Origin of the sequence: Streptomyces sp. Da 82-17, assembly GCF_046098215.1 — a bacterium.
Lineage (GTDB): Bacteria > Actinomycetota > Actinomycetes > Streptomycetales > Streptomycetaceae > Streptomyces.
This window is the reverse complement of sequence record NZ_JBJURH010000015.1, coordinates 78,709-98,920: the sequence shown is the minus strand read 5'-3', so window position 1 is coordinate 98,920 and position 20,212 is coordinate 78,709. Positions and strand designations below refer to the sequence as shown.

Here is a 20,212-nt window from a genome sequence, read left to right as displayed (position 1 = left end):
AGCGGTGCTGGACGAGCGGGAGTGGTCCCGGTCCTGGGACTCGTGCTGGTGCTCGCGGGATGCCAGTCGGGCAAGGGCGGAACGGCACAGGACTCCCCGAAGCCGGACAAGGGCGGGGACAGCACCCCGGCCGCCGAACGGCATGACGTACCGGCCGTGGCGACGCTGCCGCTCGCGACCGACATGCCCGCGCCGCTGAAGCTGGCCCGGGACGCCAACCACTACGGCGAGGTCCAGGGCGTCAAGGGCACCATGAAGTGCCCGAAGAGCGAGAAGCGCTGCGCCGACGTCCTCTCCGGCGCGACCACCGTGTACGGCTCGGACCCGGTCGCCAAGGACGCGGACTGGGCCAAGTTCTCGGTGTGGGAGTACCCGAGCCCGGTCAGCTCCCAGGTCGCCTTCGACGACTGGAAGACGTTCGTCCGCTCTCTTGCCACGGGCTATCTGCCCGTCGCCGACGGCAGGTTCGGGGAACAGGTCAGCGCCGTGAGCGCGGCGCCGGCCAAGCAGCAGGGCGACCGGGCGATGGTGCTGCGCCAGGGCAAGTACGTGGGCGTGGTCGTGACCAACACCAAGGCCGACATCGTCGGCAACGAACCGACCGCGCTCTACGAGCTGACGAAGATGCTCGCCGAGCGGCTGCGGCAGGCCGACCAGAACCAGGCCCCCGCCGCCTCCGCCGCCCACGTCAAGCTCCCCGGCTGACCCGCGGAGCTAGCCCGCGTAGCGGGCCCGCAGCTCCTCCTTCAGGGTCCGCTGGAACGCCGTGACCAGGGCCTGGACCACCATCGGCTGCATATGGGCCGAGAGGGACTTCATCGCGGCCACCGCCTCCGGGTCCCGCTCCCGTTCGCTGTACGGGCCCCACACCTCGTCCTGGAACAGCCGCGTCAGCTCCTTCGCGGCCTCCCGGGAGTGCTGCAGCATCACCTCGCGCGCGGCCAGGATCGAGTCGAGGCCGATCGGCACGTCGAGCAGGCGCAGGCCGAGGTGGAGCAGGCCGGGGTCGATGCGGAACGTGTCCGTGTCGTCCGTGCGCTCCAGGACGTCCATCGCGGCGAGCCGGTCCACGTCGGCCTCGGTGAGGGCGCGGCCCGCCCGGCGCTCCAGTTGCTCGCGGCTCATCTCGGCGGCGCTGTCGGGGATCCAGCTGGCGACCAGGGCGCGGTGGATCGCCAGGTCGTGCTCGCTCATGTCGGGCGGCAGCTGCTCCAGGTACCGCTCGATCGCGGCGAGCGTCAGGCCGTGGTGCTGCAGCTCCTCGATCAGGGCGAGCCGGGACAGATGGTCCGGCCCGTACCGCCCCACGCGGCGCGGGCCGATGACGGGCGGGGGCAGCAGGCCGCGGGTGCTGTAGAAGCGGATGGTGCGCACGGTGACCCCGGCGCGCGCGGCCAGCTCGTCGACCGTGAGCGTCGGCGCCCCCGAGGCGGAACCCGAGGCGGAACCCGCGGCGGAGCCGGCGGACGGGCCGGCCGAGGCGTCGGCCGAAGTGTCGGCCGAGGCGTCGGCGGAGGAGCCCGCGGAGGGGTCGGCGGAGGGGTCCGCTTCGGTCGTCATGGCTGCGCTCCATCTCCGGGTCGTGCATCCGTCCGGTGGAACAGTATTGCTGTCTCACCAGCATGGTGAAAGTGGCCGGACGGTGTCGACCCGCCGACTGTTACCGGGCATTAGGGCATGGGTGTACCCGACACAAGTCCCTGACCAGCATGTGAGATAGAACGCTATGTGATCTGCGCCACCGCATAATCCGGCAGCTCTGGGTGAAGGTGTCCCGTCGGTTCGTGTCGAGGTGGTCTCGTGTGAGGTCAGGTGGGGGTACGGACCACGGCACATCCCCTCGAGAGAGCAGATCCACCCGTGAGCAAGGACGCCGTCACGACGGCCTCGGCCGCATCCCGCACAGATGCCGCCCACACGCCCGCGGATGCGGGCGACGCCGGTTACAGCAAGGACCTCAAGGCGCGCCACATCAACATGATCGCCATTGGTGGCGCGATCGGCACCGGCCTCTTCCTCGGTGCCGGAGGGCGCCTCAACTCGGCGGGACCGGGCCTCGCGCTCGCGTACCTCGTCTGCGGCGTCTTCGCCTTCTTCGTCGTCCGAGCCCTCGGCGAACTGGTCGTCTACCGGCCCTCCTCCGGCTCCTTCGTGTCGTACGCGCGCGAATTCCTCGGTGAGAAGGGCGCGTTCGTCGCCGGCTGGGCGTACTTCCTGAACTGGTCGACCACCGGCATCGCCGACATCACGGCCATCGCGCTCTACACGCACTACTGGAGCTTCTTCACCGACATCCCGCAGTGGGTGCTCGCCCTGATCGCCCTCGCGATCGTGCTGGTCGTGAACCTGATCTCGGTGAAGATCTTCGGTGAGATGGAGTTCTGGTTCTCCATCATCAAGGTGGCCGCCCTGGTCGCCTTCATGCTGATCGGCATCTTCCTGCTCGTCACGCAGCAGCCCGTCGGCGGCGAGACCCCCGGCCTGCACGTCATCACCGAGAACGGCGGCTGGTTCCCCGAGGGCGTCCTGCCGGTCGTCATCGTGATGCAGGGCGTCGTCTTCGCGTACGCCTCCCTGGAGCTCGTCGGCGTCGCCGCGGGCGAGACCGCCGAGCCGCAGAAGGTCGTCCCGCGCGCGGTGAACTCGATCATGTGGCGCGTCGGCCTGTTCTACGTCGGCTCGGTCGTGCTGCTCGCGCTGCTGCTGCCCGGCTCGATGTACTCGGGCGACCAGAGCCCGTTCGTCACCGTCCTCTCCAAGATCGGTGTCCCGGCCGCCGGCGACGTCATGAACCTCGTGGTCCTCACGGCCGCCATGTCGTCCCTCAACTCCGGCCTCTACTCCACCGGCCGCATCCTGCGCTCGATGGCCATGGCCGGCTCGGCGCCCAAGTTCACGGCGAAGATGAACCGCTCCAAGGTGCCGTACGGCGGCATCATGCTCACCTCCGCGGTGTGCGTGGCGGGCGTCGGCCTGAACTTCCTGATGCCGGAGAAGGCCTTCGAGATCGTCCTCAACGTCGCCTCGCTCGGCATCATCACCACCTGGATCACGATCATGGTGTGCCACATGGTGTTCGTGCGCCGCGCCAAGCAGGGCCTCATCGAGCGCCCGAAGTTCCGGCTCCCCGGCAGCCCGGTCACCGAGATCGTCACGATCGTCTTCCTGCTCGCCGTGCTCGCCCTGATGTGGCAGGACCCGGAGATCGGCCGCCGCACCCTGTACCTGATCCCGATCGTCGCCGCGGCTCTGGTCGTCGGCTGGTTCGCGGTGCGTAAGCGCGTGGCGAAGAACGAGACGGACAAGCAGTACGAGGAGCTGGGCATCGAGTAAGGCCCGCCCGGCCCCGACCGCCGGCCCCGTCCCGAGAACCCTCGGGGCGGGGCCGGCGGCGTACCCGCTCCTACTGCCCGGAGGCGGTCACCGGGTAGTGGTCGGAGAGGTTCGTGTACGTGTACTCCTTGCCCCAGCTGGACACCGTCCAGGGCGCGCTCTGCTCCTTGATCACATGGTTGTTCCAGCCCGCCGGGCGTGCGTGGCCGGTGCGGTGCAGGACGTAGTCGAGGTCCTCGCTCGGGTCGTCCGGGTAGCGGTCCGCGGCGATCGAGTTCTCCGTGGTGTCGAAGGAGTACGCGTGCCCCGTCCGGCTCGCCGCCCCGTCCAGGCCCGCGTCGCGCAGCATCGAGGCGTACTCCGTGCCGTGCGAGTCGACGTTCAGGTCGCCCGCCACCAGGACCTGCTCGCTCGCCGGGATGTTCTTCGCGTCGAGGAACGCGTCGATGTCCTTGAACTGGGCGCTGCGCATCTGCGCCGCCTCGCCCGCACCGCAGCCCGGGTCGGTCGACTGCGCGTGGGTGCCGACGACGTGCACCTTCTGGCCGTTGACGTCCAGGACGACGTATGCGAAGCCCTTGTTGGAGTGCCAGTCGGCGCCGCAGGCGTCCGGGAAGATGTACTGCTCCTTGCGCAGGATCGGCCACTTGCTGAGGACCGTCACACCGCCGTCCTCGGGCGTGGTCGTCGAGTAGTTGCCGCCGGTGGCGTCCCAGCCGTCCTTGCTGCGGCCCACGACCGGCGTCTGGTGCGGGTAGGCGGCCGCGGCGTCCCGCTTCAGCGCGTCCGACGAGGAGTTGTCGAAGGCCTCCTGCAGCACGACCACGTCCTGGCCCTGGAAGAACGGCGCCTTCACGATCTCCGAAGCCCGGTGGTCCTGGCCCCAGTTGGGGTAGAGCGTCTTGCTGAACAGGAAGGCGTTGTACGTCAGCACCTTGAGGTTCTGCGCGGACTGCTGCCCGGACTGCTGCGCGAGCGGGGCCGGGTTCTCCGCCGCGCCGACGGACTGGGCCGTGGCGAGCGCGCCGCCGGCGAGGGCGAGCGCGAGGGCGGCGCCGCTGACGCGCCGGGCCGATGTGCGGGGCATGAAGTCTCCCGTGGTCGGTGGGGGTGGTGGAACGGGAAAGTTGTCTGAACAAGTTGTGCTGCCGTGCGCGCCACATCCAACCAGGCGAAGTTACTTCCAGGTAGCCCTCGGGGTGACGGAATCTGTCCGGTGGGGAAGCGGTGTCACCGTGATGTGTCCGCCGTCACGGGCGGACGGGAATTGGATCGTGCCGGGCTCGGGTAGATCGTCCACATGTTTCTGATTCCGGAGGAACTCGACCTGAAAATCGGCCCGTTGAACCCGCGCGTCGAAGACCTGGTGGTCGCGGCGGTGCTCTTCGGCGTGGTCTTCCTGCTCTTCCGCGCGGTCCTCGTGCCGCGGATCGCACGGGTGCTGGCGGAACGTCAGGACCGGATGGGCGATGTCGCGGGCGGCCTGTACGAGGAGATCCGCGCGGTGCGGGCCGAGCGGGACGAGGTGCTCGCGGGCGCGCGGCACGAGGCTGCGCGGATTCGGCAGCGGGCGGTGGAGGAAGGGGCGGGGCTGGTCGCGTCGGCCCGAGCGGAGGCGCTCCGCGAGCGGGGGGTTCTGCTGGCGTCCGGCCAGGCGGAGATCGCCGCGGAGCGGGCTGCGGCGGAGGCGGCCCTTCGGGCTCAAGTCCCGGACTTGGCAACGGAGTTGGCGGGGCGGGTCCTGGGCGAGCCGGTCTCGACGCGAGCCTGAAAATCCCCCACCCCGCCCCTTCCCGAAAGCCTCCGGCGGTGCTCGTTCGGCTGTCCCGCCGTCGTGGCTGGTCGCGCAGTTCCCCGCGCCCCTGAAGGGACACGCCCTGCTGTGCCCACCCGCGCCGGGAAAGCCGACGACGAACCGGACGTGCGATCAGTCCGGCCTCGGGTCGTCGTGCAAGGGGCGGAGTGGGCGTGTGGCCGTCCAGTTCGGGCCCAAGTCGTCCAGCGTGTAGCCGAACGGGTACGTGCGGGGCTTGGGGAGGCGCGGGAAGCGGTCCGGGCGGGCCGGGAGGAGCCGTACGACCCCCGCCCGCACGCGGAGGGCGGCCTCCGCGAGGCGGCGTACCGGCGCGGGTTGGGGTGCGTACCCCAGGGTCGACAGCAGCCGCTCGTCGATCAGGGCGAGCGTGAACCGCAGGACCAGCGGCCGCAACGCCCGCGGGTACCACGACGCGCTCGTGCGGAACGTGGCCCGGGCGACCCGGTGATTGGCGGGGTCGTAGGCGAAGTGCTCCCGCTCGTACGCGTCGAGGAGCCGCTCGAACTCCGCGTAGGTCGACGGCGCGCCCTCGATGTTCATCAACTGCGCCATCTTGTGGCCGACAAGGGCCAGCGACTCCACCTCGTTGGCGCACAGCCGCCGCCAGCCGAACCGCTCGATCCAGCGGGCGGGCCCGACCACCGTGGTGGCGAGGACGTACAGGAAGTCCTCGTTGCGGATGCCGTACCGGTCGTGCACCCGGTTGAGGTGCCGCGCCGCCGCCCGGCCGCGCTCCGAGTCGAAGCCGTCCTGCGCCATCTCGTGCGCGAACAGGATCGTGTCGTCGTACCGCTTCTGCCCCGCGTGCTCGAACTCGCCGGTGGCGTCGAGGAGTCGGGAGATGCGGGGGACGCCGTAGTCGCGGATGAAGGCGAGGCCGATGCCCTGCATGTAGTCCCAGGGGAACTCGTACTGCGAGATCAGCTTGTGGATGCGCTCGTAGTCCCGCCGCGGGTCCATGGCGCGGATCTCCCGCAGTCTGCTGTAGCGCCCCATGGTCCGCCCGCCCCTCCGGCCGACTCCTCCCGCCCCCTACGGGGCTACCCGCGCGGCGGGCCGGGGAACCGGCCCGCCGTCGGGGCTCAACTCTAGTGCTGGTGAACGGAGTTGGTCCGGGCGATCTTCTTCCACGACTTCGGCTGGTCGACCTCGGCGGACCGGGTCACGCCCACGCCCGCCGCAGCCGGGGCGGACGGCTTCGCCGCCTCGTACAGCCACGTGTCGAAGAGCCCGGCGAGCGGCTTCCCGGAGACGCCCTCCGCGTACTTCACGAAGTCGCTCACCTTCGCGTTGCCGTACGCGCGCTCCGCCGGCCAGCCCTTGAGGATCTCGAAGAACGCCTTGTCGCCGATCTCGTTGCGCAGCGCCTGCAGGGCGAGCGCGCCGCGGTCGTAGACCGCGAGGTGGAACTGGTTCTCCGGGCCCGGGTCGCCCGGCTTGACCGTCCAGAACGCGTCGTCGGCCGGGTGCGAGGCGTACACGTAGTCCGCGAGCTCCTGCGCCGTGCCCTCGCCCTCCTTCTCGGACCAGAGCCACTGGCTGTAGCGGGCGAAGCCCTCGTTGACCCAGATGTCCTTCCAGCCGTCGACGGAGACGCTGTCCCCGTACCACTGGTGCGCCAACTCGTGGACGACCACGGACACGTTGGAGCCGGACGCGAACTGGCGCGGGCTGTAGAACGGGCGGGTCTGCGTCTCCAGGGCGTAGCCGCTCGTCACGTTCGGGACGTAGCCGCCGAGCGCGTTGAACGGGTACGGGCCGAAGACGCCCTCCAGCCACTCGGCGACCTCGCCGGTGCGCTCGATGCTCGCCCGCGCCGCGCCCGCGTTGGCGCCGAGGTCCTTGCTGTACGCGTTCAGGACCGGCAGGCCCTTCGCGGTCTTGTCCGTCGTGATGTCGAACTTGCCGACCGCGAGCGTCGCCAGGTACGAGGCCTGCGGCTTGTCCGAACGCCAGCTGTACCGCGTCCAGTCGAGGCCCACCGGCCGGGTGGACTGCAGCACGCCGTTGCTGATCGCCTGCGTGCCGTTGGGCACCTGCACCGACACGTCGTACGTGGCCTTGTCCAGCGGGTGGTCGTTGGACGGGAACCACCACACCGCCGAGTCCGGCTCCTGCGCCGCGACGCCGCCGTCGGGAGTGCGGTGCCAGGCCGTGTAGCCGTTGATCGCCAGCTCGGACGGCTTGCCCGCGTACCGCACGACCACCGTGATCGCACTGCCCTTCGGCAGCGGGGCGGCCGGGGTGACCTCGACCTCCTGGTCGCCGGAGAAGGAGACGCCGGCCTTCTTGCCGTTGACCAGGACCTCGCTGACGTCCAGGCCGAAGTCCAGGTTGAACCGCGACAGGTCCTGCGAGGTGGTGGCGAGGATCGTCGCCGTGCCCTCCAGCAGGTCCGTCTTCGGCTGGTACTTGAGGCGCAGGTCGTAGTGGGAGACGTCGTAACCGCCGTTGCCGCTCGCCGGGTAGTAGGGGTCGCCGATGCCCGGGGCGCCCGGCTCGTAGTCGGCGGCCGATGCCGGGATCGCCAGCAGCAGGGCGGCCACGAACGCGCCGGGGACGATCAGTCTGCGGTGCACGGAAGCTCCAAGTGGTGGGTGGGGGGCGGGTGTCGGGGCGCGTCCGGCCGGCTCGGGTGGGCCGCCGTCCGCGTCTCTCGGAGCCTATTCAGCCCCGTGCGTCCCGGTCATGTCCATGGCCTCCTTTGTCACACGACTGCCATCCGGCCGACATGTGCCACTTCGTCCCGCACTCCTGACACCCGGCCCGCGAAGACCACGACTGCCCCCTTTTGCACGGGAGTTGACCCGGGTACGTTCCCGCCCATGCCGATACGTGTGCGGGAAATGCGCCTGATACGTGTGCTGTTGCTCGCCGGAGCCCTCCTGGCGACCCTCCTCGCTCCGCTCTCCCCGGCCCACGCCGACCCCGGCGACGTCCGCGAGAGCAAGCCCGTCCACTCGTACGAGAACGCCGTACGCGAGTCCGTCTGGGTCGACACCCGGATCGACGGGGACGGCGACGGGCGGACCGACCGGGTCGCCGCCGACGTCATCCGGCCCCGAGAACCCGCGCAGCAGGGCCGCAAGATCCCCGTGATCATGGACGCCAGCCCGTACTACCAGTGCTGCGGCCGCGGCAACGAGAGCCAGAAGAAGACGTACGACGAGAACGGGAACGTCGTCCAGTTCCCGCTCTACTACGACAACTTCTTCGTGCCGCGCGGCTACGCCTTCGTCGCCGTCGACCTGGCCGGGACCAGCAGGTCCGACGGCTGCGTGGACGTCGGCGGCCGCTCCGACGTGCAGTCCGCGAAGGCCGTCGTCGACTGGCTGAACGGCCGCGCCCGCGGCTACACCAGCCGCACCGGCTCCGAACCCGCCACCGCCGACTGGTCCAACGGCCGCACCGGAATGATCGGCAAGAGCTACGACGGCACCGTCGCCAACGGCGTCGCCGCCACCGGCGTCGAGGGCCTGGAGACCATCGTCCCGATCGGCGCGATCTCCTCCTGGTACGACTACTACTTCCAACAGGGCGCCCCCCTCTACGACTCCGGCCCCGAGTGGCTGTCCGACTACGTGGAGAGCCCCGACGCCCGCACCCGCTGCGGCGCCGTGCAGCAGCGGCTCGTCGACGGCGCGCCCCGCAGCGGCGACTGGACCCCGCTGTGGACGGAACGCGACCACGTGCCGGACGCCGACCAGGTGAAGGCCAGCGTCTTCCTCGTGCACGGCATGCAGGACCTCAACGTCCGCGCCAAGCACTTCGGCCAGTGGTGGGACGCCCTCGGCGCGGCCGGGGTCGAGCGGAAGATCTGGCTCAGCCAGACCGGCCACGTCGACCCCTTCGACTTCCGCCGCGCCGACTGGGTCCGCACCCTGCACCGCTGGTTCGACCACGAACTCCTCGGCTACGACAACGGCATCGACGACGAGCCCATGGCCGACATCGAGCGCGCCCCCGACCAGTGGACGACCGACCGCCAGTGGCCGCCGCGCGGCACCGACATCGTGTCCCTGCACCCCGGCAAGGGCGAGCGGCCCGGCGTCGGCACGCTCGGCCTGCGCCCCGCGCCCGCCGGCGCCGCCGAGAGCTTCACCGACAACCCGAAGCGCGGCGAGGCCGACTGGGCGGCACAGGCGGACAGTCCGACCCCCGACAAGGCCTCCTTCGTCACCGGCCCGCTCACCGAGGACCTGCGGCTCTCCGGCTCCTCACAGATCACCGTCACCGCCACCCCGAACGCGACGAGCGCCCACCTCTCGGCCGTCCTCGTCGACCTCGGCCCCGACACGATCCGCGACTACACCGCCGCCGGGGAAGGCATCAACACCCTTGAGCAGCGCACCTGCTGGGGCGCCGCACGCCCCGGCGACAACCCCTGCTTCAAGGAGACCGAAGCCGCCACCGCCGACGTCGACTTCACCGTCTTCGCCCGCGGCTGGGCCGACCTCGGCACCTACGCGGACCCGGACAAGGGCCGCCCGCTCACCCCGGGCAAGCCGCACACCCTCACCGTCGACATCGCCGCGAGCGACCACGTCGTACCGAAGGGCCACCGGCTCGCCCTGATCGTCGCCGGCACCGACGCCGGCCTGATCGAGCCGCCCGCCGCCCGACCGAAGCTGACCCTCGACCTCGCGCGCACCGAGGCCCGGCTGCCGCTGGTCGGCGGCGCGCCCGCACTCGAAGCCGCGACCCGCGGCGCGGCGGACCACGGCGCACCGTCCGAGAGCCGCTACGAAGGGCTGAACCGCGAGCCCGCCGCGCACCGCGTCCCGGGCGGGCCCACGGCGACCGACTGATTCCCCGAACCGTGAGGGTGCGCCGGGCCCCCGAGCCCGGCGCACCCGGACGCCCCGGCCCCGTACGCCACGCCCCGCACCCGCCCGGAGCCACCCCCGCCCGACCCCCAGGGAGGCACCACCCGTGAGACCCCGCACCCTCGTCCTGGCCGCGGCCGCCCTGCTCGCCGCACCCCTGCTCGCCGCACCCGCCCACGCCACCTCCGCCCACGCCGCCCCGCTCGGCGTCGACGGGCCCCGCACCGGCTTCGAGACCAGCAACGGCGCCCGCTGGACCAGCCAGCCGGAGGAGCAGAAGTTCCTCGCCGAGGTCGACCGTGCCCACGGCGACGTCACCGTCGACCGCATCGGCACCACCAGACAGAACCGTCCCCTCCAACTCGTCCGCATCGGCGAGAACCGCAGCACCGCCAACACCGTCCTGCTCATCTGCAGCCAGCACGGCGACGAGCCCTCCGGCCGCGAGGCCTGCCTCTCCACCACCCGCGACCTCGCCGCCGCCGACGACGCCCGCACCCGCGCCCTGCGCCGCGACACCACGTTCCTGATCGTGCCGACCGCCAACCCCGACGGCCGCGCCGCCGACACCCGCGGCAACTCCGACGGCGTCGACATCAACCGCGACCACATCGCCCTCAAGACCGCCGAGGGCCGCGCCCTGGCCACCGTCATCCGCGACGAGCAGCCGGACGTCATCTACGACCTGCACGAGTACGGCGCCACCCCGCCCTACTACGACAAGGACCTCTTCGACCTCTGGCCCCGCAACCCCAACGTCGCCGCCGGCGTGCACAGCGAGGCCAAGACCCTCTCCGGCGACTACGTCAGGCCCGCCGCCGAGGCCCACGGCCATTCCACCGGCACGTACGGCATCTGGACCGACCCCGTCACCGGCGAGCCGATCAAGCAGACCGCGGGCGACGGCCAGGAACGCATCCTGCGCAACGCCTCCGGCCTCAAGCACGCCGTCGGCCTGCTGATCGAGAGCCGCGTCGACGCCCTGACCGAGCAGGAGAAGGCCGACGAGGCGTTCAACAACCGCCGCCGCGTCAGCTCCCAACTGCACGCCCTCGACGGCCTCCTCGCGTACGCGGACGAGCGCGCGGGCCGGATCGGCGCCGCCACCGCCGCGTCCCGCACCGCCGGCCTCGCCGACCAGGGCCCGGTCTACACCGGCGGCGCCGACAACGACCCCGCCGAGCCGTCCGAGACCATCGCCGACCCGCCCTGCGGCTACACCCTCGACGCGGCCCAGTACGCGGAGGTCGGCGACGAACTCGCCCTGCACGGCGTCCGGGCCGAACGACGGGGCTCCGGCGCCTTCGTCCCCGTACGCCAGTCCATGCGGGCGCTCGTGCCGCTGCTGTTGGACGCACGTGCGCCCTACCACCTGATCGCGGCACGTCCTTTTGAAGGGTGCTGATTCGGGGTAATAGAAATGGCTCACGTGGTAAGGGGTACCGGTGACTTGATTCTGTACCTCGAAGGGTGTGCCAGTGACACAAGATCTGAGCAAGACGGCTGACCGGGGAGACCCGCCGGAAGGTTCGGTGGAGCTCCCCGGCAGTCCGCACGAGGGGCCGCCGCCCCAGACCGACAGAGTGGTGTTCGGCGTCACCGCCGTCCTCACCCTGGCGTTCGTGGTCTGGGGCGGGGTCTCCACGGACACGCTGGAAAGCGTCTCCACCAGCATGCTCAACGGGCTCATCCACAACGGCGGCTGGGCGTTCGTGCTCGCCGCCTCCGGCTTTGTGGTCTTCGCGCTGTGGCTCGCGATCAGCCGCTACGGGAAGATCACCCTCGGTGCGGAGGGCGAGGAGCCGGAATTCCGTACGGTGTCGTGGATCGCCATGATGTTCAGCGCCGGCATGGGCATCGGCCTGATGTTCTACGGCGTGAGCGAGCCGCTGACGCACTACACCTCACCGCCGCCGGGCACCTCGCCCGCCGACTCGGGCGCGCGGATGGAGGTGTCGATGGCGACGACCCTCTTCCACTGGACACTGCACCCGTGGGCGATCTACGCCGTCGCCGGCCTGGCCATCGCGTACAGCTGTTTCCGGCGCCGCAGGCGGCAGACCATCAGCGCCGTGTTCACGCCGCTGATCGGCGAGAAGAACGCCAACGGCGGCATCGGCCGGGCCATCGACATCCTCGCGATCTTCGCGACGCTCTTCGGCTCCGCCGCCTCCCTCGGCCTCGGCGCCCTGCAGATCGCCAACGGCATGCGGGAGCTGGACTGGGCGACCAAGGTCAGCACGGCCGTCCTCGTCTCCATCATCGCCGTGCTCACGATCTGCTTCGTGGCCTCCGCGGTGTCCGGCGTCGAGAAGGGCATCCAGTGGCTGTCCAACATCAACATGGTGCTCGCGGGTCTGCTCGCGGTCTTCCTGTTCGTGGTGGGCCCGACGGTCCTCGTCCTCGACCTGGTGCCGACCTCCGTCGCGTCGTTCCTCGGTGACCTGCCGCAGATGGCGGGCCGTACGGAAGCGGCGAGCGGCAAGGGCATCGCCGACTGGCTGGGCGGCAACACGGTCTTCTACTGGGCCTGGTGGATCTCCTGGACGCCCTTCGTCGGCATGTTCATCGCCCGCATCAGCCGCGGCCGCACGATCCGCCAGTTCATCGGCGGCGTGATCCTCGTGCCGTCCACCGTGAGCCTCGTCTGGTTCGCGATCTTCGGCGGTACGGCGATGCAGCTGAGCGAGCACGGCCGGCTCAGCACCGACCTGACGGTCGAGGGCCAGCTCTTCGGGGTCCTGAACGAGTACCCGATCGCCACCGTCATGAGCCTGCTCGTGATGATCCTGGTGGCCATCTTCTTCGTCTCCGGCGCCGACGCGGCGTCCATCGTCATGGGCACGCTGTCCCAGAAGGGCACGTTCGAGCCGACCCGGTTCGTCGTCATCTTCTGGGGTGTCGTCACCGGTGCGGTCGCGGCGATCATGCTGCTGATCGGCGGCGGCGGCGACGACGCGCTCACCGGCCTGAAGAACCTGACCATCCTGGTCGCGGCCCCGTTCGCGGTGGTCATGGTCGGCATGTGCTGGGCCCTGATGCGCGACCTGCGCCACGACCCGCTGATCGTGCGCGGGGAGAAGGGCGAGGAGGCCGTCGAGATGGCCGTCATCGCCGGTCACGAGAAGTACGACGGCGACTTCGAGCTCCGCATCGGCCCGGCGGACACGGAGTCGGGCGGCACCTCGGACAAGTCCGAGCCCTCGACGAAGTAACCGGCCCTCACCAACCCTCACCGGCCTTCGCATTCGGCGGCGCCGCTCCCTTGGACGGGAGGGGCGCCGCCGCTGTTCTCCCCACCCCGCCCCTTCCCGAAAGTCCTGCCGGACGGGCCTCCTCAACCGCCGGAGGGACTGGTTCTCAGCCCCTCCGCCGATCGCGGAGCCACCAACCCCGCCGCGTCCTCCGCACAGCCCCAAGCCACCGTGACGCCCGCCCCGCCGTGCCCGTAGTTGTGGACCAGCACCCCACCCCCACCGACCGGTTCACGCTCCAGCCGCACCGCCGACCGCGCGGGCCGCAGCCCCACCCGGTGCGCGAGCACCCGTGCCGAGGCGACCTCCGGCCGCACCCGCGCGCAGCGCTCGACGATCGCCGCAGCCGTCGCCGGATCCGGCTCACACCCCCAGTCGCCCTCCTGCGCCGTACCGCCGAGCACGAGCCCGTACGGCTGCGGCAGCAGATACGTCGTCTCGGCCGCCGCCCCGCCGCCCGTCGCGACGTACCACTCCTCGACGCCCGGGTTCTCCACCACGACCAGTTGCCCCCGCACCGGATGCACCGCCGGGTCGTCCGCGAGCGAACGCGCCCCGAGACCCGAGCAGTTGACCACGACGTCGGCCTCCGCCGACGCCTCGCCGAGGGCACGCACCGTACGCCGCTCCAGGGTCCCGCCCGCGGCGGCCAACCGCTCCCGCAGGTACGCGAGATGCCGTGGCATGTCGATCAGCGGCACCGTCGCCCGCAGCCCCTGGGGCTCCTCGCGCAGCTCCGGCACCGCCTTCGCCCAGCGCCCGAGCTCGTCGGCCCGCACGTCGGCCATCGCGCCCGGGACCAGCCGTACCCCGGTCGTCGACGGATCCTCGGCCAGCGGCACGTACACGTCGAGGGAGCGCAGCGACCACTCCTCGACGAGGGCCTGCGGCTCGATCCGGTACGGCCAGCAGAGGCCGCCCGCGACCGCCGACGTGCAGTCCGCCGCCGCGTCGCGCGCCCACACCCGTACCCGCTCGCCGCGTTCGGCGAGCACCACCGCCGTCGTCAGGCCGATGACACCGCCGCCCACCACGATCACTTCAGCGCTCATGTCCATGCTCATAACCCCGCCCCGCCGGGAATACTCCGCACATGTCTGCCGAATACACGTCCTTCGGCCTGGCCCCGGCGACCCGCGCCGGGGATGTCCTCGCGGGCGGGGGCTATCAAGTGCACCGGGAATTCCTGGACTTCATCGTCGGCGGCCGCCCGCTGCTCTTCCAGCTCTCCGACCTCGACGCGGTCTCCCCGCTCGCCGCCGACGTACCGCCCGCGATCTTCATCGACCACGTCCGCCGGCTCCTCCTGGAGACCGAGGCCCCGCTCGCCGGCGGCCGGTACGTGATCTACGGCTGCCCCGAGTGCGAGGCCCTGGCGTGCGGCGCCGTGACGGCGGTCATCGAGCGCGCGGACGACGGCAGCGACGCCTACGTGTGGCGGGACTTCGCCTGGCAGACCGACGAGCACGCCGACCTGGAGCGCAACGGCTACCACGGCATCGGCCCGTTCCGCTTCCGCGCCGACGAATACCTGGGCGCCCTGCGCCGCCTCGTCCGGGCGGAGGACACCGGCGCCAAACTCGACGACGACCCGGTGTCCGAGCCCGCGCGCGCCGTGCGCCGCCGCGTCCTCGTCGTCGGCGCCCGCGCCGCCGTCCTCGGCAAGCTCGCCGCGGCCCTGCGCATCATCGGCATCGGCGCCGAGACCCTCCCCGCCGACGCGCTCCGCGAAGACCTCGGCATCCCGCCCGAGGAACTGCGTACCTACGGCGCCGTCGCCTTCGGCCGAGCCGTGACCGACGCCCAACGCGCCGTGGTACGCGGGGAGTTCGAGCGCGCGGGCGTCGACGTCGCCTACGTGGACGGCCTCGCCCCGATCGTCCCGCTCCTCGTCGCCCAGGTCGAACAGGCCCTGGGCGAGCGGCAGTCGGACCGGCGCCGCCTGACCGGGCTCACGGTCGTCGACGGCGAGGCGGACGTGCAGGTCACGTCGACCTGCCGCGTCCGCCTCACCGCATACCGCCTGGACCGCCTCCACCGCACCCACACCCACGAGGTGTACGAGGGCGTCCTGGAACCGGGCAGCCATCGCATCGCCCTGGACCCCAGGACGGTACGAGGCCGAGCGTTCCTGGTGGCGCGGGCACCGGGAGCGGTCGCGGTGACACCCGTGCCCCGCTCTTCCGGGCCCCGCTAGGGGCGCGGGGCTGTGACATCAGCGGCTCCGCCGCGGGGCGCGAGCAACCACGACGGAGGGTCAGCCGAAAGAACACCGTCGGAGGCTTTCGGGAAGGGGCGGGTAGGGGAAAGAACAGCCGACTACCGCCGACCGCCCCCCTTCCCCTCATCCAACAACCCCGCCTTCCGCAAGGCATCAGCCATGGCGGAGTTGGCAGGCGCCGGAGCCTGCCGACCCCCACCGCCCCCACCGCGCCGCTCACGGGAACCGCCCCCACCCCGCTGCTGCGGAGGCCGACCACCCTGGCCGCCCCGCCCGCCGCGCTCACGCCGCTGCCCGGAGCCCGAGCCGGAGCCCGAACCACCTTCCCCGGAGCCGGAGTTGGCCTCGTCGTCGAGCCGCAGGGTCAGCGAGATCCGCTTGCGTGGGATGTCGACGTCGAGGACCTTCACCTTCACGATGTCGCCCGGCTTCACCACGTCCCGCGGGTCCTTGACGAACGTCTTCGACATCGCGGACACGTGCACGAGCCCGTCCTGGTGCACGCCGACGTCCACGAACGCGCCGAACGCCGCGACGTTGGTCACGACCCCTTCGAGCACCATCCCGGACGCCAGATCGCCGATCTTCTCGACGCCCTCCTTGAAGGTGGCCGTCTTGAACGCGGGCCGCGGGTCGCGCCCCGGCTTCTCCAGCTCGCGCAGGATGTCCGTGACCGTCGGCAGACCGAACTTGTCGTCCACGAACTCGTCGGCCTTCAGCGAGCGCAGCACGCCCGTGTTGCCCACCAGGGACGCGACCTCGCCGCCGGTCGCCTTCACCATCCGCCGCACCACCGGGTACGCCTCGGGGTGCACGGCGGACGCGTCCAGCGGGTCGTCCCCGCCGCGGATCCGCAGGAAGCCCGCGCACTGCTCGTACGCCTTCGGGCCGAGCCGGGCGACGTCCTTGAGGCCCTTGCGGTTCTTGAACGGGCCGTTGGCGTCGCGGTGCGCCACGATGTTCTCCGCGAGGCCCGCGCCGATGCCGGACACCCGGGCGAGCAGCGGGGCGGACGCCGTGTTCACGTCCACGCCGACGCCGTTCACACAGTCCTCGACGACCGCGTCGAGCGAGCGGGACAGCTTCACCTCGGACAGGTCGTGCTGGTACTGCCCGACGCCGATGGACTTCGGGTCGATCTTCACCAGCTCGGCCAGCGGGTCCTGCAGGCGGCGCGCGATGGACACGGCGCCGCGCAGCGACACGTCCAGGTCAGGCAGCTCCTGCGAGGCGAACGCGGACGCCGAGTACACCGACGCGCCGGCCTCCGACACCATCACCTTGGTGAGCTTCAACTCCGGGTGCTTGGCGATGAGTTCACCGGCCAGCTTGTCCGTCTCGCGGGACGCCGTGCCGTTGCCGATCGCGATCAGGTCGACGGAGTGCGCCGCGGCCAGCCTGGCGAGCCGGGCGATCGACTCGTCCCACTTGTTCGCCGGGACGTGCGGGTGGATCGTGTCCGTCGCGACGACCTTGCCGGTGGCGTCGACCACGGCGACCTTCACACCCGTACGGAAACCGGGGTCCAGGCCCAGCGTCGCGCGTGTGCCCGCGGGCGCCGCGAGCAGCAGGTCCCGCAGGTTCGCCGCGAACACCTTGACCGCCTCGTCCTCCGCGGCCGTCCGCAGCCGCAGCCGCAGGTCGATGCCCAGGTGCACCAGGATCCGCGTACGCCAGGCCCAACGCACCGTGTCGAGCAGCCACTTGTCGCCCGGCCGGCCCCGGTCGGCGATCCCGAAACGGCTCGCGACGATCGGCTCGTACGAGGACGTGGCGCCCGGAACGGCGGACTCGGCGGACGGCTCCTCCGGCTCCAGGACGAGGTCGAGGACCTCCTCCTTCTCGCCGCGCAGCATCGCGAGGACGCGGTGCGAGGGCAGCTCGGTGAACGGCTCGGCGAAGTCGAAGTAGTCGGCGAACTTCGCGCCCTCGGTCTCCTTGCCCTCGCGCACCTTCGCGGCGAGCCGGCCGCGCGTCCACATCCGCTCGCGCAGCTCGCCGATCAGGTCGGCGTCCTCGCCGAAGCGCTCGGTGAGGATGGCGCGCGCCCCGTCGAGGGCGGCCTGCGGATCGGCGACGCCCTTCTCGGCGTCCACGAACGCGGCGGCCGCGGCGAGCGGCTCCACGGACGGATCGCCGAGCAGCCCGTCGGCCAGCGGTTCGAGGCCCGCCTCGCGCGCGATCTGCGCCTTCGTACGGCGCTTGGGCTTGAAGGGCAGATAGATGTCCTCGAGGCGCGCCTTGGTCTCGGCGGCGCGGATCTGCGCCTCGAGCTCCTCGGTCAACTTGCCCTGTTCCCGCACCGATTCGAGGATCGCCGTACGCCGCTCCTCCAGCTCCCGCAGGTAGCGCAGCCGCTCCTCCAACGTGCGCAGCTGCGCGTCGTCGAGCATCTCGGTGGCTTCCTTGCGGTACCGGGCGATGAACGGCACCGTCGAACCGCCGTCGAGCAGCTCGACGGCGGCCTTCACCTGCCGTTCCCGTACGCCGAGCTCCTCGGCGATCCTGCTCTCCACGGACCCTACGACGGGTGTCGGTGTCGCCCCTGTGGTCACGATTCCCCTACCGCCTTCTCGCTGAGCTTGAAGTGGCATTGTGGCAGGTGGCGGTGACCGTCCGGGATCGGGTGGGGCCCCGCGCACCCCGCGCGGCACTCCCGCCGCCGGTCAGACCCGGTGCGCCCGGCGCGTCGCGCGGGGCCGTCGGCGGACGGCGACGGGAGCCCCTCCGGCTCAGCTCTTCCCGAGGAGGTCCGCCGGGAACGCGCCCGCCGCGAGGGCCGCGCCGACGAACCCGGTCGCCAGCTCGGTGAGGCGTGACACGCCCGCGGCGCCCAGGTGCTCGTACGGGGCGGCGTCGAGGCGGTCCGTGGCGGACTCGATCTCCGCGCGCAGCGTCACGCCCGCCTCCGTCAACTCGCCGTCCGCGCCGAGCAGTCCGCGCTCCCGCAGCCGTCCGGCGGCCGCGTCCCAGTCGTCCTGCGTCCAGCCGCGGGTGGCGAGGATCCACTTCGGCGCCATGCCCTTGCCGGTCGCGGTGTGGCTGACCAGCGCCTCCACCGGGTCGAGCCCGGCGTCCAGGAGCACGGCGAGGTGGCCGTCGCCGCGGTGCTCGCGAAGCAGCGTCGCCGCGTGCCAGAACGCGAGGTGCGGCTCCTGCGGCACGGGCAGGTCGGCGTGCGCGGCGTACAGCGGCCGGGCGTGCCGGGTGCAGGCCTCGGTCGCGCGCAGGGCGAGCCCGGCGGCCTCCGCCATCGCCTCCGACGCGACCGCCTCGTCGCCGAGCAGCCGGCGCAGCGTGCTGTCGGCGGACCGCAGCCGCGCGGCGAGCACGTCCTCCGGCGCGGCGACGTCCCAGACGGCGGGCAGCGCCTTCGCGATCAGGTCGTACTTGAAGTTGTAGAACGACGCGGCGACGACACCGGGGCCGACCCGGCCGAAGGCGGCGGCCCGCCCGGCGAAGTAGGCGTCGTTGCCGTCCGCGACGCCGAGTGCGGCGAGCTCGGCGGTGAAGTCGGGGGAGAAGTAGACGGTCGAGTGCAGCGGGTTCACGACGTTGTGACAGCGGCGTCCGGCGCGCGCGGGCAGAGAGGTCATGCCCGGCACGCTACCGACTGGTTGGTACGGCTGGAAGAGCGGGGCGGCGATGGCAGGAAAGGTGGGGTTCTCGTCATTGCGGCCATCCGTGCCCGGCAGAAGAATCGACCGCATGAACCCCCAGCGCACCGGCCGAGGCCAGGAGAAGGACGTGCTCGTGGTCCTCTTCGACGGGGTCCAGAGCCTCGACGTGACCGGCCCGGTCGAGGTCTTCACCGGCGCGACGTACGCGGCCGAGGCCGGACCCGGCGTCCCCGCCCGCCCCGGCTACCGCCTCCGCACCGCCTCCCTCGACGGCGCCCCGGTCCGCACCTCCAGCGGCCTCACCGTCGTACCGGACGGGGCCCTGCTCGACGGCCTCGCACCGCACACCCTGCTCGTCCCCGGCGGCGACGGCACCCGGGCGACGCCGCCCGCGCTGGTCGACGCCGTACGCGAACTCGCCCCGCGCGCCGAGCGGTTGGTGTCCGTGTGCAGCGGCGCCCTGGTGCTCGCCGAGGCCGGGCTGCTCGACGGGCGGCGGGCCACCACGCACTGGATGTTCTGCGACAAGCTGGCCCGCGACCACCCCGAGGTGCGGGTCGACGCGGACCGGATCTACGTACGCGACGGGCATGTCGCCACCTCCGCCGGGGTGACCGCGGGCATCGACCTGGCGCTCGCCCTCGTCGAGGAGGACCTCGGCAGGGACGTCGCCCTGACCGTCGCCCGGCATCTGGTGGTGTTCCTGCGCAGGCCCGGCAACCAGGCGCAGTTCAGCGCCCAGTTGGCGGCGCAGACCGCGCAGCGGGAGCCGTTGCGCGAGGTCCAGCAGTGGATCACCGAGCACCCCGGGTCCGACCTGTCCGTGGAGGCGCTCGCCGAGCGCGCCCGGCTCTCGCCCCGGCACTTCGCCCGCGCCTTCCAGGCGGAGACGGGCACGACGCCGGGGCGGTACGTGGAGCGGGTCCGCCTCGAACACGCACGGCGGCTGTTGGAGGACACCGCCGACGGGGTCGAGGAGGTCTCCCGGGCCTGCGGCTACGGCACCCCGGAGGCGATGCGCCGCGCCTTCGTCCGGCACCTGGGCACCGGCCCGTCCGAGTACCGCCGCCGCTTCCGCACGACGACCTGCTGAACCCCCTGCGCCCCGCGCTCCCTCACGCCCTGAACTCCCGTACCAGGAA

Annotated in this window: 15 protein-coding genes; 8 read left to right on the top strand and 7 right to left on the bottom strand. The window is 71.8% G+C overall.

Features of this window, described 5'->3' with window-relative positions:
• Window positions 1-21: 21 nt before the first annotated feature.
• Entirely contained in the window at window positions 22-705 is a 684-nt protein-coding gene (locus tag ACIDOF_RS24435) for a hypothetical protein (protein ID WP_409008207.1), read from the top strand.
• A 9-nt stretch (window positions 706-714) separates the two neighbouring features.
• Here ACIDOF_RS24435 and ACIDOF_RS24430 read toward each other — a convergent pair whose 3' ends face one another.
• Window positions 715-1,560 (bottom strand): MerR family transcriptional regulator, encoded by an 846-nt coding sequence (locus ACIDOF_RS24430; RefSeq protein ID WP_409008206.1) that lies wholly within the window; start codon window positions 1,558-1,560, stop codon window positions 715-717.
• A 300-nt stretch (window positions 1,561-1,860) separates the two neighbouring features.
• Between ACIDOF_RS24430 and ACIDOF_RS24425 the strand changes: the two genes are divergently transcribed.
• Window positions 1,861-3,333 carry an amino acid permease gene (locus ACIDOF_RS24425; RefSeq protein ID WP_409008205.1) on the top strand — a complete coding sequence of 491 codons (1,473 nt, stop codon included), beginning with the start codon at window positions 1,861-1,863 and terminating at the stop codon, window positions 3,331-3,333.
• Between the two features lie 70 nt (window positions 3,334-3,403).
• On the opposite strand, the gene sph is transcribed toward ACIDOF_RS24425, so the two are convergent.
• Window positions 3,404-4,420 carry a sphingomyelin phosphodiesterase gene (sph, locus tag ACIDOF_RS24420; protein ID WP_409008204.1) on the bottom strand — a complete coding sequence of 339 codons (1,017 nt, stop codon included), beginning with the start codon at window positions 4,418-4,420 and terminating at the stop codon, window positions 3,404-3,406.
• Between the two features lie 213 nt (window positions 4,421-4,633).
• Between sph and ACIDOF_RS24415 the strand changes: the two genes are divergently transcribed.
• On the top strand, window positions 4,634-5,104 hold the full coding sequence (locus ACIDOF_RS24415; RefSeq protein ID WP_409008203.1) for a hypothetical protein: 471 nt from the start codon (window positions 4,634-4,636) through the stop codon (window positions 5,102-5,104).
• A gap of 156 nt (window positions 5,105-5,260) precedes the next feature.
• On the opposite strand, the gene ACIDOF_RS24410 is transcribed toward ACIDOF_RS24415, so the two are convergent.
• Window positions 5,261-6,145 carry an oxygenase MpaB family protein gene (locus ACIDOF_RS24410; protein WP_409008202.1) on the bottom strand — a complete coding sequence of 295 codons (885 nt, stop codon included), beginning with the start codon at window positions 6,143-6,145 and terminating at the stop codon, window positions 5,261-5,263.
• Between the two features lie 92 nt (window positions 6,146-6,237).
• Window positions 6,238-7,728, bottom strand: coding sequence for a M1 family metallopeptidase (locus ACIDOF_RS24405; protein ID WP_409008201.1), 1,491 nt, complete (start codon window positions 7,726-7,728; stop codon window positions 6,238-6,240).
• 246 nt (window positions 7,729-7,974) lie between these two features.
• Here ACIDOF_RS24405 and ACIDOF_RS24400 point away from each other — a divergent pair, with 246 nt between their 5' ends.
• From ACIDOF_RS24400 to ACIDOF_RS24390, 3 genes are all read left to right on the top strand, one after another.
• Window positions 7,975-9,957 carry a Xaa-Pro dipeptidyl-peptidase gene (locus tag ACIDOF_RS24400; protein ID WP_409008200.1) on the top strand — a complete coding sequence of 661 codons (1,983 nt, stop codon included), beginning with the start codon at window positions 7,975-7,977 and terminating at the stop codon, window positions 9,955-9,957.
• Between the two features lie 124 nt (window positions 9,958-10,081).
• Window positions 10,082-11,380 (top strand): M14 family metallocarboxypeptidase, encoded by a 1,299-nt coding sequence (locus ACIDOF_RS24395; RefSeq protein WP_409008199.1) that lies wholly within the window; start codon window positions 10,082-10,084, stop codon window positions 11,378-11,380.
• A 73-nt stretch (window positions 11,381-11,453) separates the two neighbouring features.
• A complete protein-coding gene (locus tag ACIDOF_RS24390; RefSeq protein ID WP_409008198.1) occupies window positions 11,454-13,190 on the top strand; it encodes a BCCT family transporter in 1,737 nt (578 codons plus the stop codon).
• A 122-nt stretch (window positions 13,191-13,312) separates the two neighbouring features.
• On the opposite strand, the gene ACIDOF_RS24385 is transcribed toward ACIDOF_RS24390, so the two are convergent.
• Complete coding sequence (locus tag ACIDOF_RS24385; protein WP_409008197.1) at window positions 13,313-14,287, bottom strand: FAD-dependent oxidoreductase; 975 nt, start codon at window positions 14,285-14,287, stop codon at window positions 13,313-13,315.
• A gap of 35 nt (window positions 14,288-14,322) precedes the next feature.
• On the opposite strand from ACIDOF_RS24385, the gene ACIDOF_RS24380 reads away from it, so the two are divergent.
• A complete protein-coding gene (locus tag ACIDOF_RS24380; RefSeq protein ID WP_409008196.1) occupies window positions 14,323-15,426 on the top strand; it encodes an oxidoreductase in 1,104 nt (367 codons plus the stop codon).
• A gap of 122 nt (window positions 15,427-15,548) precedes the next feature.
• On the opposite strand, the gene ACIDOF_RS24375 is transcribed toward ACIDOF_RS24380, so the two are convergent.
• Complete coding sequence (locus ACIDOF_RS24375) at window positions 15,549-18,044, bottom strand: Tex family protein (RefSeq protein WP_409008195.1); 2,496 nt, start codon at window positions 18,042-18,044, stop codon at window positions 15,549-15,551.
• Window positions 18,045-18,182: 138 nt separating this feature from the next.
• Window positions 18,183-19,046 carry an SCO6745 family protein gene (locus tag ACIDOF_RS24370; RefSeq protein ID WP_409008194.1) on the bottom strand — a complete coding sequence of 288 codons (864 nt, stop codon included), beginning with the start codon at window positions 19,044-19,046 and terminating at the stop codon, window positions 18,183-18,185.
• 112 nt (window positions 19,047-19,158) lie between these two features.
• Here ACIDOF_RS24370 and ACIDOF_RS24365 point away from each other — a divergent pair, with 112 nt between their 5' ends.
• On the top strand, window positions 19,159-20,163 hold the full coding sequence (locus tag ACIDOF_RS24365) for a GlxA family transcriptional regulator (RefSeq protein WP_409008193.1): 1,005 nt from the start codon (window positions 19,159-19,161) through the stop codon (window positions 20,161-20,163).
• Window positions 20,164-20,212 lie beyond the last annotated feature (49 nt).

What these genes read in the sequence shown, in the direction of transcription:
- ACIDOF_RS24415 (WP_409008203.1), top strand. Translation starts at nt 4,634, where the DNA reads ATGTTTCTGATTCCGGAGGAACTCGACCTGAAAATCGGCCCGTTGAAC.
- ACIDOF_RS24370 (WP_409008194.1), bottom strand. Translation starts at nt 19,046, where the DNA reads ATGACCTCTCTGCCCGCGCGCGCCGGACGCCGCTGTCACAACGTCGTG.
- ACIDOF_RS24365 (WP_409008193.1), top strand. Translation starts at nt 19,159, where the DNA reads ATGAACCCCCAGCGCACCGGCCGAGGCCAGGAGAAGGACGTGCTCGTG.
- ACIDOF_RS24380 (WP_409008196.1), top strand. Translation starts at nt 14,323, where the DNA reads ATGTCTGCCGAATACACGTCCTTCGGCCTGGCCCCGGCGACCCGCGCC.
- sph (WP_409008204.1), bottom strand. Translation starts at nt 4,420, where the DNA reads ATGCCCCGCACATCGGCCCGGCGCGTCAGCGGCGCCGCCCTCGCGCTC.
- ACIDOF_RS24400 (WP_409008200.1), top strand. Translation starts at nt 7,975, where the DNA reads ATGCCGATACGTGTGCGGGAAATGCGCCTGATACGTGTGCTGTTGCTC.
- ACIDOF_RS24430 (WP_409008206.1), bottom strand. Translation starts at nt 1,560, where the DNA reads ATGACGACCGAAGCGGACCCCTCCGCCGACCCCTCCGCGGGCTCCTCC.
- ACIDOF_RS24385 (WP_409008197.1), bottom strand. Translation starts at nt 14,287, where the DNA reads ATGGACATGAGCGCTGAAGTGATCGTGGTGGGCGGCGGTGTCATCGGC.
- ACIDOF_RS24410 (WP_409008202.1), bottom strand. Translation starts at nt 6,145, where the DNA reads ATGGGGCGCTACAGCAGACTGCGGGAGATCCGCGCCATGGACCCGCGG.
- ACIDOF_RS24375 (WP_409008195.1), bottom strand. Translation starts at nt 18,044, where the DNA reads ATGCCACTTCAAGCTCAGCGAGAAGGCGGTAGGGGAATCGTGACCACA.